The 12,186-nt window shown below is 70.5% G+C and carries 9 protein-coding genes; 6 read left to right on the top strand and 3 right to left on the bottom strand.

Annotation, left to right across the window (positions count from 1 at the left end):
- The first annotated feature begins 243 nt into the window (after positions 1-243).
- Positions 244-3,255 carry a LuxR family transcriptional regulator gene (locus tag EIZ45_RS45665; protein WP_134670383.1) on the top strand — a complete coding sequence of 1,004 codons (3,012 nt, stop codon included), beginning with the start codon at positions 244-246 and terminating at the stop codon, positions 3,253-3,255.
- A gap of 678 nt (positions 3,256-3,933) precedes the next feature.
- On the opposite strand, the gene EIZ45_RS45660 is transcribed toward EIZ45_RS45665, so the two are convergent.
- Together EIZ45_RS45660 and EIZ45_RS45655 are read right to left on the bottom strand one after the other, a co-directional pair.
- Positions 3,934-5,544: a succinic semialdehyde dehydrogenase gene (locus EIZ45_RS45660; protein WP_134670381.1), complete on the bottom strand. Its 1,611-nt coding sequence runs from the start codon at positions 5,542-5,544 to the stop codon at positions 3,934-3,936.
- 67 nt (positions 5,545-5,611) lie between these two features.
- Positions 5,612-6,220: a TetR/AcrR family transcriptional regulator gene (locus EIZ45_RS45655; protein WP_037809889.1), complete on the bottom strand. Its 609-nt coding sequence runs from the start codon at positions 6,218-6,220 to the stop codon at positions 5,612-5,614.
- A gap of 98 nt (positions 6,221-6,318) precedes the next feature.
- Between EIZ45_RS45655 and EIZ45_RS45650 the strand changes: the two genes are divergently transcribed.
- Together EIZ45_RS45650 and EIZ45_RS45645 are read left to right on the top strand one after the other, a co-directional pair.
- On the top strand, positions 6,319-7,470 hold the full coding sequence (locus EIZ45_RS45650; protein WP_037809891.1) for an acyl-CoA dehydrogenase family protein: 1,152 nt from the start codon (positions 6,319-6,321) through the stop codon (positions 7,468-7,470).
- A gap of 27 nt (positions 7,471-7,497) precedes the next feature.
- Complete coding sequence (locus EIZ45_RS45645) at positions 7,498-8,640, top strand: CaiB/BaiF CoA-transferase family protein (RefSeq protein WP_134670379.1); 1,143 nt, start codon at positions 7,498-7,500, stop codon at positions 8,638-8,640.
- A 4-nt stretch (positions 8,641-8,644) separates the two neighbouring features.
- Here the strand turns inward: EIZ45_RS45645 and EIZ45_RS45640 are convergent, their stop codons facing one another.
- Positions 8,645-9,166, bottom strand: a complete 522-nt coding sequence (locus tag EIZ45_RS45640) for a GNAT family N-acetyltransferase (protein WP_134670377.1) — start codon at positions 9,164-9,166, stop codon at positions 8,645-8,647.
- A gap of 196 nt (positions 9,167-9,362) precedes the next feature.
- Here EIZ45_RS45640 and EIZ45_RS46375 point away from each other — a divergent pair, with 196 nt between their 5' ends.
- The 3 genes from EIZ45_RS46375 to EIZ45_RS45630 all read left to right on the top strand — a co-directional run bounded on the left by EIZ45_RS46375 (position 9,363) and on the right by EIZ45_RS45630 (position 12,030).
- Positions 9,363-9,530 carry a hypothetical protein gene (locus EIZ45_RS46375; protein WP_162836029.1) on the top strand — a complete coding sequence of 56 codons (168 nt, stop codon included), beginning with the start codon at positions 9,363-9,365 and terminating at the stop codon, positions 9,528-9,530.
- Positions 9,531-9,870: 340 nt separating this feature from the next.
- Positions 9,871-10,353: a hypothetical protein gene (locus EIZ45_RS45635; RefSeq protein WP_037713183.1), complete on the top strand. Its 483-nt coding sequence runs from the start codon at positions 9,871-9,873 to the stop codon at positions 10,351-10,353.
- A gap of 744 nt (positions 10,354-11,097) precedes the next feature.
- Positions 11,098-12,030 (top strand): lytic transglycosylase domain-containing protein, encoded by a 933-nt coding sequence (locus EIZ45_RS45630; RefSeq protein WP_134670374.1) that lies wholly within the window; start codon positions 11,098-11,100, stop codon positions 12,028-12,030.
- The last annotated feature ends 156 nt before the right edge of the window (positions 12,031-12,186 follow it).

Raw genomic sequence — 12,186 nt, 5'->3', positions numbered from 1 at the left:
GGGAATCAGATTCCCTCAAGGAGCCCTTCACGGACTTTCCGCATCGCGTGCCGGGCGCACCGCCGCGAGGCAACCGGGGTCCCCGCCGGAAACGTGCCGCGGCCCGCGCGTCGATGCGTCCCCGGAGCACCGCCCGGACCGGCCCCCGGCGACGCGGCGGGGCCGCCCGTTGGACGGAGATCACGGCCCGAACCGGCCGCCACGAGGAAATCCATGTCGGAACTGTCGGGGGTGTAGGTGAGAATGCATCTCGTGCCTCGTCTCGGTTCCGGTATTCCGCTCGTCGCCCGCACGCAGGAGATGCGGCGGCTGCGCGCGGCCTTCGCGCGCGCTGAACGCGGAGAAGCAGGTGCGGTGCTGATCGCGGGCGACGCCGGGGTCGGCAAGACCCGCCTGCTCACCGCGCTCGGCGAGCACGTCGCGGGCTGCGGCGGGCTCGTGCTCACCGGCCGGTGCATCGACGTGCGCGACGGCGGTCTGCCCTACCTTCCGTTCGCCGAGGCGCTGGCTCCGCTCGGGTCGTCGGCCGATCCCGCGGTGTCGGCTGCGGTGCGGGCGCGGTCCGCGCTCGGGATGCTGCTGCCGCAAGGCGATCCGCGGCCCGCGGCCACCGGCGACCACGGGCAGGTTTCGGAAGGGGAGCGCGAGGGCGGGCGCCGGGTGCGGCCCGAGCAGGACCTCGGCCAGCTCCAGCTGTTCGACGCGGTGCTGGGCGTCCTGACCGAGGTCGGTCAGGAACAGCCGGTGGTCGTCCTGCTGGAAGACCTGCACTGGGCGGACTCCTCCACCCGCAACCTGCTGTCCTTCCTGCTCAGCCGCCTGCGCGCGCAGCGGCTGCTGGTCGTCGGCAGCTATCGCGAGGAGGACGTCCACCGCAGGCATCCGCTGCGCGGCCTGCTGTCCGAGCTGGTCCGGCTGAACACCGTGGAACAGCTCTCGCTCGCCCCGTTCGGACCGGCTGACGCGCGGGCGTTCGTCGCGGCGCTGGCGGAGGAACCGCTGTCACCGGACGTCGTCGCGGACATCGCCAAACGATCCGAGGGCAATCCGTTCTTCGTCGAGGAGCTCCTCGCCACCGGCGCCGACTGCCAAGATCTCCCCGCCGGGCTCGCCGAGGTCCTCCTCGCCCGGCTCGAACGTTTCCCGGCCGAGACGCGCCGGGTGCTGCGGGTCATCTCGGTGGCCAACGAATCGGTGTCGCACGCCGCGCTCGCGCAAGTCGCGGGCATCGGCGATCTGGAGCTGGACGAGGCGCTGCGGGAAGCCGTGCAACACCACGTCCTGGTCATCGAGCGCGGTTTCTACACCTTCCGGCACGCCTTGCTGCAGGAGGCGGTCTACGCGGATCTGCTTCCCGGCGAGCGCACGCGGATGCACGCGGGGTATGCCGCGCGGATCAAGTCGATGCCGCAGGGGCGCGGCCACGACGCGAAGCTCGCCTTCCACAGTCTGGAGAGCCGGGACTTCGACACTGCCTTGTCCGCGTTGCTGCGTGCCGCCGACGAAGCGGAAAAGCTCGGCGCGCCGGGCGCTGCCCTGCGGCATATCGAGCAAGCACAGTCCATTTGGGACGCCGTGGCTCCGGAGAACCGTCCGGAAGGCGTGGATGAGCTGAAGCTGCTCAGCGAGGCCTCGTACTTCGCCGGCACTTCAGGCGAGCCGGAGCGCGCGGTCGCGTACGCGCGGTCAGCGACCGAAGCACTCAAGCCGGACGCGTCGCCCGAGCACGCGGCGAAGGTCTGGCGTCGGCTGGCCGAAACGCTGCTCACGCTGGAAGGCACGTTCGACGAGGCGGTCCGGGCGATCGAGCGGGCCTGGGAGCTGGTCGCCGATCGGGAGCCGAGCGGGGCGCGGGCCTGGGTGCTGGCGTCGCGAGCCGGGTTCCAGCGGCTGCTCGACCAGCCGGACGAGGCGTTGGCCAGCGCGCACACCGCGGTTGCCGACGCACGTGCCGTCGGGGCGGTCGGTGCGGAGGCGTCGGCGCTGGTCACGCTGGGCACGCTGGCGGACGGCGCGGGCGATCCGGTCGAGGCTCGCGAACGGTTGTGCGAGGCCGAACGCAAGGCGCACAACGCCGGTGCGTTGAACGTCGAGATCCGGGCGATGTACTTCCTCGCCCTCAGCTACGACGACCAGGCGGAGATGGATCTGGCGCTCGCCCACGCCGCCCGTGGGGTCGAGCGGGCGGAGGCGGTCGGGCTGACCTGGAGCGCGTACGGGCTGGAGCTGCGTGCCCGGCTCCTGTATTTGCGGTATCTCAGCGGAGATTGGCCGAAGGAGGACGCCGCGGGGCGCGCCCGGCGAGGCGTGTCCAGTGCGGTCGCTGCGCGGATCTTGGCCAACTGGGTCCTGTTCCTGGTGGGGCGCGGGCGATTCGCGGACGCGGCCAAGGCGTTGCCGGGATTGCGGCAGCAGTGGATGGCGGATCCGCAGATCGCCTTGTCGGCGGGCGACGCGGCGATCGAGCTGGCCGCTTGGCGCGGGGAGCATGCCGAGGCGCTGCGGATCACCGACGAATTGGTGTCCTGGCTGGAGAAGGTCGAGACGGCGCTGCTCGGCGGGATCCGGATCGTGGCGCTGGCGATTCCGTCGGCGGCGGCGTTGGCCGCGGAGGCCCGCGCCAAAGGGGATCCGGCCGCGGCCGATCGGTTTGTGGCTGTGGGGCGGCGACTGGTGGAGCACGGGCGGCGTTGTGCTGCCGAGGGGCATCCCCGGTCCGGAACTATCGGGCCGGAGGGGCGGGCTTGGCTGGCCCGGATGGAGGCCGCGGCGTCCGGGCTGGAGGGCCCGGCCGATCCGGAGCTGTGGGGTGCGGCTGCCGAGGCCTATTCGTACGGGGCGGTTTACGAACAGGCGGTTTGCCGGTGGCGGCAGGGGGAGGCGTTACTGGCCGCCGGACAGCCGGGGGCCGCGGAGGCGTTGGAGGCGGCGCATTCCGTGGCGGTGAAGCTGGATGCGGTTCCGTTGCGGGATGCGGTGCGGGAATTGGCGCATCGGGCTCGGGTCGAGTTGGCTGGGGTTGAGGTCGTTCCCGTTGCTCGGGCGCAGGTGAATCCGTTGACTGACCGGGAGCGGGATGTGCTGGAGCGGGTGGCGCTGGGGCGGACTAATCGGCAGGTGGGGGAGGAGTTGTACATCAGCGAGAAGACGGTGAGCGTGCATCTTTCCCGGGTGATGGCGAAGCTGGGGGCCAGCCGGCGGGCTGAGGCTGTGGCTATTGCTTATGACCGGGGGTTGCTTACTGTGCCGGAGTGAGTTTCGGCTCGTCGCCTGGCGGCGACATTGCCTGCCTTGGTTGCGTGGGGCACCCCGAAGTTTGATTGTGCTGACGGTTCGGGGGTGCTTGTCAAGGCGGGAAAGATGCCTTGACAAGCACCCCCGAACCGCAGGGGAGCTTCGTATCGGGGTTGGGGGAGGGCTGGGTGCCTCGATGGTTGTGTGCATCGGCTGCGGTTGAGGGCTGGTGCGCTGATCGTTGTGTGCATCGGCTGCGGTGAGCGGCTTGGTGGTTCGATCGTTGCGGGCATCGGCTGCGGGCGGGGTTGGGTGCCTTGATCGTTGGGTGCACTGGCTGCGGTGAGCGGTTGGTGGCTCCACCGTCGGGTGCACCGGCTGCGGTTTCGTGGGTGTTGGTGGCTAGCGCCCCAATGCCANCTCCACCGTCGGGTGCACCGGCTGCGGTTTCGTGGGTGTTGGTGGCTAGCGCCCCAATGCCACATTGGGTGCGTCGGATGCACCCAATGTGGCGTTCGGTGCGTGGGATGCACCCAATGCCGCATTGGGGCGCATCGCTGGCGGGGCTGCGGCGAGGGCGGTCCGTGAAGGACTCCTTGAGGGAATCCAAGTCCGTGAAGGGGCCCCTCACGACCGGAGGCGGGTCGTGAGGGGAACCCTGAAGGAATCAGAGTCAATGAGGGTGGCCCTCACGAACCCTTAGCGGCCGGGTAGGTGGCGCAGGAGTTTCATGCTCACGGTCATGAAGCGCGCCCACACTGAGCCCGGCACTCCCTTAGGCGGGCGTAGGGCCAGGCCTCGTTGTACTGCGATGGACTGCGCTTCCGTGTACTTCAGCAATCCCTCTGCGCCGTTTCGTCGGCCGGCGCCGGATTCCTTCATGCCGCCCATGGGGACGCCTACTGTTCCGAAGGTTGCTGCGTAACCCTCGTTGACGTTGACCGTGCCTGCTTTCAGGCGGGCGCCTACTTCCCAGCCTGCGCGGCCCCTTTTGGTCCAGACGCTTGCGTTCAAACCGAAGGGGGTGTCGTTTGCTCGTTCGATCGCGTCGTTGACGTCGCTGAATCCGTAGATCGACACCACTGGGCCGAAGGTCTCCGAGGCGAACGGGGTCATTCCGGGGCGTACGTCCGTCAGGACCGTCGGTTCGTAGAACAGCGGGCCCAGGTCTGGGCGGGGGCGTCCGCCGGTCAGTACGCGGGCGCCTTTTGCTCGGGCGTCTTCCACGTGGGCCGTCACGGTTTCCAGTTGGCTCTTCGACGTCAGCGAACCCATTCCGGCGTGGTAGTCCAGTGAACCGCCCAGGCGCAGTGCTGCTGTGCGGGCCACGAATTCGCGGGTGAACTCCTCGCGGATGCTGTCGTGCACGTAGATCCGCTCCACCGACACGCACAGCTGGCCTGCCGACGAGAAGCACGCCGTTACGGCGCCGGCGGCGGTTTTGGCGATGTCTGCGTCCGGTAAGACGATCATGGGGTTCTTGCCGCCCAGTTCCAGCGAATAGCTGGTGAGCCGTTGCGCGATGCGGCCTGCCAGGTCCTTGCCGGTCGGGGTGGAGCCGGTGAAGCACAGGTAGTCGCATTCTTCCAGCAGGGCGTTGCCGATTTGCGAGCCTCGGCCCAGCACGATCTGCCACAGGCCGGAGGGCAGACCTGCCTCTTCCGCCAGCTCTTGCAGCCACAGGGCGGACAGCGCGGTCTGGTTGTCCGGTTTCTGCACGACTGCGTTCCCGGCGACGAGCGCGGGGAAGACGTCCATCGCGGTCAGGGCCAGCGGGTAGTTCCAGGGCGAGATGATCCCGACGACGCCCTTGGGGTGCCGCAGCTCGCCCGCTCGCGTCAGGCCCGGGATGACGCCGGGGGCGCGGCGCGGGGAGAGGATTTTCGCGCTGTGTTTGCCGTAGTAGGCCGCGACCAGCACGGTGGCGCTGACCTCGTCGAACGCGTCGATCCGGGCCTTGCCTGCTTCGACCTGGACCAGGTCGAGGACTTCCGCTTGCCGCGCGAGGACCAGGTCGTGCAGTCGCACGAGGAACTGCTGACGGCGGGTCACCGGCAACGCTGCCCACTCGCGTTGCGCGTCGCGGGCGGAGGCGAAGGCGGCGCGTACTTCGGCGTCGTCGGCCTGGGGGAGGGAGGTGATCGGCTGGCCGGTGAAAGGCGCGGTCATCTGCACCGGCGCGTTGTCGGCGCCGCCGGTTACGCGGGCTACGAGTGCGGCCGCGCGGGACGCGGACGGGGCGCCTGCTACGCCGCCGACGGTTGCGGGCAGGGGCTGGCCGGTGAGGTTCGCCGGGGTCGTACTCGTCATCGAGCGCACCTTCTTCCGTGCGGGGCCGGGTGTTACCGACGAGTACACCATACCGGCGGTATGGACACTAGTCGCCCGAGTACAGCAGCACGGCGATCCGCTTCCACTCCTCGAGCAGCTGGCGGCGACGGCGCGGGTCGCCGCCCAGTTCGGCGTCCAGGGCGAGGCCGCGGGTGAGGTTCACGGTGAGCCAGAACAGCATCTCCGCACGTTCTTTCGGCAGGTCGCCCGCGACGTCGCTGATGTGCTCCAGCGTCGCCCGGCCCAGTGCGCGGTCGACCGGCCGGATCGCGGCGCGCAGCTCCGGGTCGGTGCGGGCGGCGACCCACAGCTCGGTGACCGCGGTGGAGAGCGTGCCGGAATAGCCCTCCCACAGCAGGTCGATCGCCGCCGCGACGCCGGACGCTCCGCCCGGCAGCGAGCCGAGCGAGGCGGCGAGCTGGGTGCGCAGCTTCGTGGTGAGGTGCTCGACCGCGGCCGCCATCAGCTCCGCCTTCGTGGCGAAGTAGTGCTGCACCGCGCCCTTCGAGACACCGGCCCGGGTGCAGATCTCCTGCACCGACGCCCGCGAATACCCGATCTCGACCAGGCAATCGATCGTCGCGTCCAGCAGTGCGGTGCGCGTCTGCTCGCGGCGTTCGGCCTGGGTGCGGTGTCCCCGGGCGACCTCGGTCATCGCGGCTCCTGCTTTACGTACCGGACGGATGGGATGTACATTCCGGCTAGAACTTACCTGCCAAGCGTCATGTTTTCCAGTCCGCGGGAGGCCAAGCCGTGCCGTTGCAGATCCAGAAGAGCTCGTGGAGCACCACCGAACTCGAAGACCTCCGGGAGCTCGCCCGGTCGTTCCTGCAGAAGGAATTCGTGCCGAACCAGGAGCGCTGGGCGGCGGAGAAGAAGCTCGACCGGGAGATCTGGACCAAGGCGGGCGAACTCGGCCTGCTGTGCCTGTCGATCCCGGAGGAGTACGGCGGGGGCGGCGGCACGTTCGCGCACGAGGCCGTGCTGTACGAGGAGCAGGCCCGGGCCGGGGACAGCGCGTGGGGCGTCACCGTCCACAGTGGAATCGTCGCGCACTACATCCTGGCGTACGCGTCGGAGGAGAAAAAGCGCGAGTGGCTGCCGAAGATGGCCACCGGCGAGATGGTCGGCGCGGTCGCGATGACCGAGCCCGGCACTGGTTCAGACCTTCAGAACATCAAGACCCGCGCGGTCCGCGACGGCGACCACTACGTGATCAACGGCGCGAAAACGTTCATCACCAACGGTTTCCACTCCGACCTCGTCGTGGTCGCGTGCAAGACCGACCCGGACGCGGGCGCGCAGGGCGTCTCGCTGATCGTGGTCGAGACCGACACCCCGGGCTTCCGCCGCGGCCGCGTGCTCGACAAGGTCGGGCTCAAGGGGCAGGACACCGCCGAGCTGTTCTTCGACGACGTCCGCGTGCCCGCGGCGAACCTGCTCGGCGACGCCGAGGGGCAGGGCTTCATCCAGCTGATGCTGCAGCTGCCGCAGGAACGGCTGATCATCGCGGTGACCGCGGTGGCCGGGCTGGAAGCCGCGGTGAACCTGACCATCGACTACACCAAGGAACGCACCGCGTTCGGCCGCCCGATCTTCAACTTCCAGAACACGAAGTTCAAGCTCGCCGAGGCGGCGACGGAAGCCGCGGTGTCGCGCGCGTTCCTCGACCAGTGCATCGAACGGCACCTGCGCGGCGAGCTCGACGTACAGGGCGCGGCGATGGCGAAACTGTGGACGACCGAGCGGGTGAACAAGGTCGTGGACGACTGCCTGCAGCTGTTCGGCGGCTACGGCTACATGACCGAGTACCCGATCGCGCGCGCCTGGGCCGACGTGCGGATCTCGCGGATCTTCGGCGGCACCAGCGAGATCATGAAGGAAATCATTTCCCGCACGCTCTGAAATCCGTTGCAGCGAAAGGACTTCGCCGTGAAACAAGGTCCGCTCGCCGGGCTGCGGGTGGTGGAGCTGGCCGGGCTGGCGCCGGCTCCGTTCGCCTGCATGATCCTGGCCGACCTCGGCGCCGACGTGATCCGCGTCGACCGCGCCACCCCGGGCGCCGACGTGCTCGGCATCCCGAACGACCCGCTCGCCCGCGGCAGGCGGTCGGTCGGGGTGAACACGAAAACGCCCGAGGGCGTCGAGCTCGTGCTGAAGCTGGCCGAGCGCGCCGACGTGCTGATCGAAGGCTTCCGGCCGGGCGTCGCGGAACGGATGGGCATCGGCCCGGAGCAGGTGCACGCCCGCAATCCGCGGCTGGTCTACGGCCGGATGACCGGCTGGGGCCAGGACGGTCCGCTCGCGTCGGCGGCCGGGCACGACATCAACTACATCAGCGTCGCCGGTGCGCTCGACCCGATCGGCCGCGCGGGCGAACGCCCCGTGCCGCCGCTCAACCTGGTCGGCGATTTCGGCGGAGGCGGCCTCATGCTCGCGATGGGCGTGCTGGCCGCGCTGCACGAGCGCACGACGTCCGGACGCGGCCAGGTCGTGGACGCGTCAATGGTGGAAGGCGCGGCGCTGTTGACCACGAGCCTGCACGGGATGCGCGCGGCGGGCGTGTGGCCGGGGGAGCGCGGCGAGAACCTCCTCGACGGCGGCGCCCCGTTCTACGACACCTACGAGACCGCGGACGGCAAGTACGTCGCCGTCGGCGCGATCGAGATGCGGTTCTGGGGCGACCTGGTCAAGGTGCTCGGGCTGGAGAACGAAGACCTGCCGATGCACGTCGACCAGAGCCAGTGGCCGCGGCTGCGCAAGATCCTGGCCGAGGCGGTCGGCCGGTTCACGCGCGACGAACTGGTCGCGCGGGCGGAAGGCACCGACGCGTGCCTCACCGCGGTGCTGTCGCCGTGGGAAGCGGCCGGGCATCCGCAGAACGCGGCGCGCGGGACGTTCGTGGACATCGGCGGCACGGTGCAGCCCGCTCCGGCGCCGCGGTTCGACCGGACGCCCGCGGCCACGCCGGAAGCACCGCACGAGAAGGGCTCGGACACCGCGGAGGTGCTGGCGGAGCTGGGTTACGACGACGCGGGCGTCGCGGCGCTGAAGGAGGCCGGAGCGATCGCCTGAACGCTCACGACGGCAGATCGGACCGGATCACCGAGTAGAGGACGTGATCGCGCCACTGCCCGTCGCGGAAATCGAACCCGCGCAGGATCCCCTCGCGGGTGAACCCGGCCTTCTCCAGCGAACGCTGGCCGGCCCGGTTGCCGACCTCGGTGCTGGCCTCGACGCGGTTGAACTGCGTGTGCGCGAACAGGTAGCGCACGAGCTGCCGCTGCGCCTGCGCGCCGAGGCCGTGCCCGCGCGCCTCCGGCAGCAGGACCATGCCGATGTTCCAGCAGTAGGTGTGCGGGCCGGTCCGCGTGCGATGCCACGAAACGAGCCCGAGCGGACGTTCGTCGAGCGTGGGGACGAGCATGCCGTTGTCGGTGGTCAGCATGCCGTTTTCGCGCCAGAGCCGCCGGACGTAGCCGGGGTCGTGCCAGCCGAACCACTGGTGCTCGCCGACCGTCTCCGGGTCGTTGGTCAGGGCCTCCAGCAGACCGAGGTCGGACTCGCGCACCGGGCGGAGAGTCACTGGGCCGTCGTCCATCGCCGGAGCGTACCGGGGGCCTTCTCCGGACCCGGGTCACCCGATGGTGACCGGGGTCACCCGGCCGTGAGCTTTCTGGCTGGATCGGGGCCTGCGACGGGCCATTCCGGCGTGCCGTCACTACAGTGGGAGCCGACTCTGCCGAGGCGGGGCCGGCGTCCGACCGGGCGCCGGGGGAGCGGAGGGGAACGAAACCATGTCGAGCGGCCTGAAGAAGATCGTCGTCGTCGGAGTGGTCGCGCTCGTGCTGTTCTTCCTGATCACGCAGCCCACCAACTCCGCGGCCTTCGTGCACCGCGTGCTCGGCTGGCTCAAGGACGGCGCCGAAGCGATCGTCACGTTCTTCAAGAGCCTCTTCGCCTGACCCCGGTTTTCCCGCTCGCCGGACCGCCCTCGCGCGCCCGTCCGGCCACCTAGTCACGCTTTGTCACCGGATCCCGGGATTCGGGCACTTCGCTCGACCATCCGGGTGGATTGGCCCGTAAAACCGCCTGGTCACCGAATTTCCAGGGTCCGGGGTATGGCGGAGAAAGCGGGTGCCGCCCTACGGTGCTCACATTGCGTGATCAGCCGGTTCTCCGGTCCCCCGGGAGCCGGGTCACGGCGGGTTTTCGGCCCGGTCACGCGTGGGGAGCCAATCGTGGACGCGCAACGGGGCAGGCGGTCGAAATGCCTGCCCGTCGGGGACCGATGAGGAGGCAGGGATGACCGGAGATCCCGGAGTGGACGCGTTGATCCGGCAGTGGTCGGCCGAGCGCGAGAAGACCCCCGAGGAGCAGGAGGTCGACCGCATCGCCTCGGCCTGGCTGGCCGACGCGCCGGCCGCTCCGCCCGGCATCCCCGGCCAGCGCGCCCGGTCCGGACCCGCCCGCTGGGCCCCGGTCGAGGCCGCCGACCCCGGCTACCTCGACGCGATGCGCGCCCGGCTGCCGGAGGTCCCGGAAGAACTGCTCGTCGCCGCCGCGGGCTGGTGGCAGATGGTCGGCGACGTCGCCGAAGCGCAGCAGTGGTGGGACGCCGGGATCAGCCCGCTGGACCAGCGAGCCCTCGACTACCGGGCGGCCGGTCTCGCACCGTCCGACCTCGCTCGGCGGCTCGGCCCGATGACGGTGCTGCAGCACCTCCGCCGGGGCAGCGCGCCCGCCTGGTGCGTCGCGCGGCTGGCGCGGCAGCAGAAGCCTGCCTGACCGTTCGTTCCGCGTGGTTCGCGTGGGGTGAAGTGCCTGAACGTCCGTTCCGTGCAGTTGGCGCGGGCGGATGTGGCTGATCGTTCGTTCCGCGGTTCGTGCGGGAGGAAGCGGGCGGGCGTTCGTTCCGTGGTTCGTGCGGGTGGACGTGGCTGATCGTTCGTTCCGTGCGGCTCACGCGGGTGGATGTGGCTGATGGTTCGTTCCGTGCGGCTTGCGCGGGAGGGCGTGGCTGGTCGTTCGTCCGTGTGGCTCGCGCGGCAGGAAGCGCCTCATAGTTCGTTCCATCCGGCTCGCGCCGGAAGAAGTGCCTAACTGTTCATCCCGCGGTTCGCGCGGGAAGAAGCCTGTTTGACAGCTGTGTTGCCTGGTCGGCGAATCGGCCAGGCAACACGGCGAAGCGCCCGTCGCGGTGCGGTGGAAAGCACTCCTTGCCGGGAGCGCCGGAAGCCGCATGCGGCGGACGTTTTTGTTTGGCGGTGCCGCCACCGCGGCGAAGCCCGCCTGGCGCGTCCGGTCGGCGAAGCCCGACGGCAGCCGCTCCGGCCGAACCCCGCCTCGACGTGGGGCTTCGCGTCGGCCAACCCCGCCTCGACAGCGGGCTGGTGAGTGTTTGTGCGGCGTGAACCGTCCACCTGACGGAACCGGGTTACCCGGCCGGGTGAACCGGCGTGGCGGGGGCCATGGCGATGCGTGCGTAACGCTAACCTGCGCGGGCTCGTTGTGTGTTGCGAACCCCAAGCCATGCTGGAGGACCGGAGTTTCGTGCCCGCCACCGGACAGACCCCCGACACCGAGCGGACCGGGGACGAGACCGCGGCTCCCGCTGCCGCCCCGTCGCCCGCCCGTCGCGGTCATGGCGCCGCGCTCGCGGTGCGGCTCGCCGTCGTCGTCGCGGTGCTCGCCGTCGCGGGCGGCGGGGTCTGGATCGTCACCAGGGCGGCCGCCCCGGAAGCCAGCCCGACCACGACGGACATCCCGGCGCTGAGCGTCAAGGCGGTCGACGTCAAACCCGGTTCGATCGCGCCGGTCAACGCCGTCGTCGCGGGCGGGGCCGCGGACCAGGGCACCGCGCCGCAGTCGGCGCGCCCGACCGGCGGCGACCCGCTGCAGGGCTGGGCGGACAAGGTCGCGCCCGCCACCGGCATCCCGGCGCGGGCGGTGCGCGCGTACGGCAACGCGGAGCTCGCGATGCGCGAGGTCGACCGCGGCTGCCACATCTCCTGGGCGACGCTCGCCGGCATCGGCCGCATCGAGTCCAACCACGGCCAGTACGGCGGAGCGGTCCTCGGCGCGGACGGCCGCCCGTCGAAGCCGATCATCGGCGTCCCGCTCGACGGTTCCTCCGGGGTCCGCGCGATCGGCGACACCGACGGCGGCCAGCTCGACGGCGACCCGGTCGCGGACCGCGCGGTCGGCCCGATGCAGTTCATCCCGGGCACCTGGCGGAAGTGGGCGTCGGACGCCACCGGCGACGGCCGCGCCGACCCGCAGCAGATCGACGACGCCGCCCTCACCGCCGCCCGCTACCTGTGCGCGGGCGGCCGCGACATGGCCAGCCCGGCGGGCTGGTGGTCGGGGATCCTGTCGTACAACAACTCGACGGAGTACGCGCAGAAGGTCTTCGGCCTGGCCGACGGCTACGCGAAGGCGGCGCAGAAGGTGCAAGCGGGCTGACGCTCCGGACCGCCCGCTGCTTCCCGGCCACCGATCCCGCCGCCGCCCGGCATGCGCCCCAATGTGGCGTTGGGTGCGTCCGACGCACCGAATGCCACATTGGGTGCGTGACATGCACTGTTCAGTCCCAGCTGATATGACACAGTTTGTGTCTCT

It is taken from the genome of Amycolatopsis sp. CFH S0740 (assembly GCF_004522315.1).
Taxonomy (GTDB): domain Bacteria; phylum Actinomycetota; class Actinomycetes; order Mycobacteriales; family Pseudonocardiaceae; genus Amycolatopsis; species Amycolatopsis nivea.
Note: the sequence above shows the minus strand (reverse complement) of the source record. Positions and strands in the feature narration are given on the sequence as shown.

Excerpts from the sequence above, each read along its gene's own strand:
- EIZ45_RS45630 (WP_134670374.1), top strand. The coding sequence starts at position 11,098 with ATGCTGGAGGACCGGAGTTTCGTGCCCGCCACCGGACAGACCCCCGAC.
- EIZ45_RS45640 (WP_134670377.1), bottom strand. The coding sequence starts at position 9,166 with ATGGACGACGGCCCAGTGACTCTCCGCCCGGTGCGCGAGTCCGACCTC.
- EIZ45_RS45660 (WP_134670381.1), bottom strand. The coding sequence starts at position 5,544 with ATGACGAGTACGACCCCGGCGAACCTCACCGGCCAGCCCCTGCCCGCA.
- EIZ45_RS45665 (WP_134670383.1), top strand. The coding sequence starts at position 244 with ATGCATCTCGTGCCTCGTCTCGGTTCCGGTATTCCGCTCGTCGCCCGC.
- EIZ45_RS45635 (WP_037713183.1), top strand. The coding sequence starts at position 9,871 with ATGACCGGAGATCCCGGAGTGGACGCGTTGATCCGGCAGTGGTCGGCC.
- EIZ45_RS46375 (WP_162836029.1), top strand. The coding sequence starts at position 9,363 with ATGTCGAGCGGCCTGAAGAAGATCGTCGTCGTCGGAGTGGTCGCGCTC.
- EIZ45_RS45655 (WP_037809889.1), bottom strand. The coding sequence starts at position 6,220 with ATGACCGAGGTCGCCCGGGGACACCGCACCCAGGCCGAACGCCGCGAG.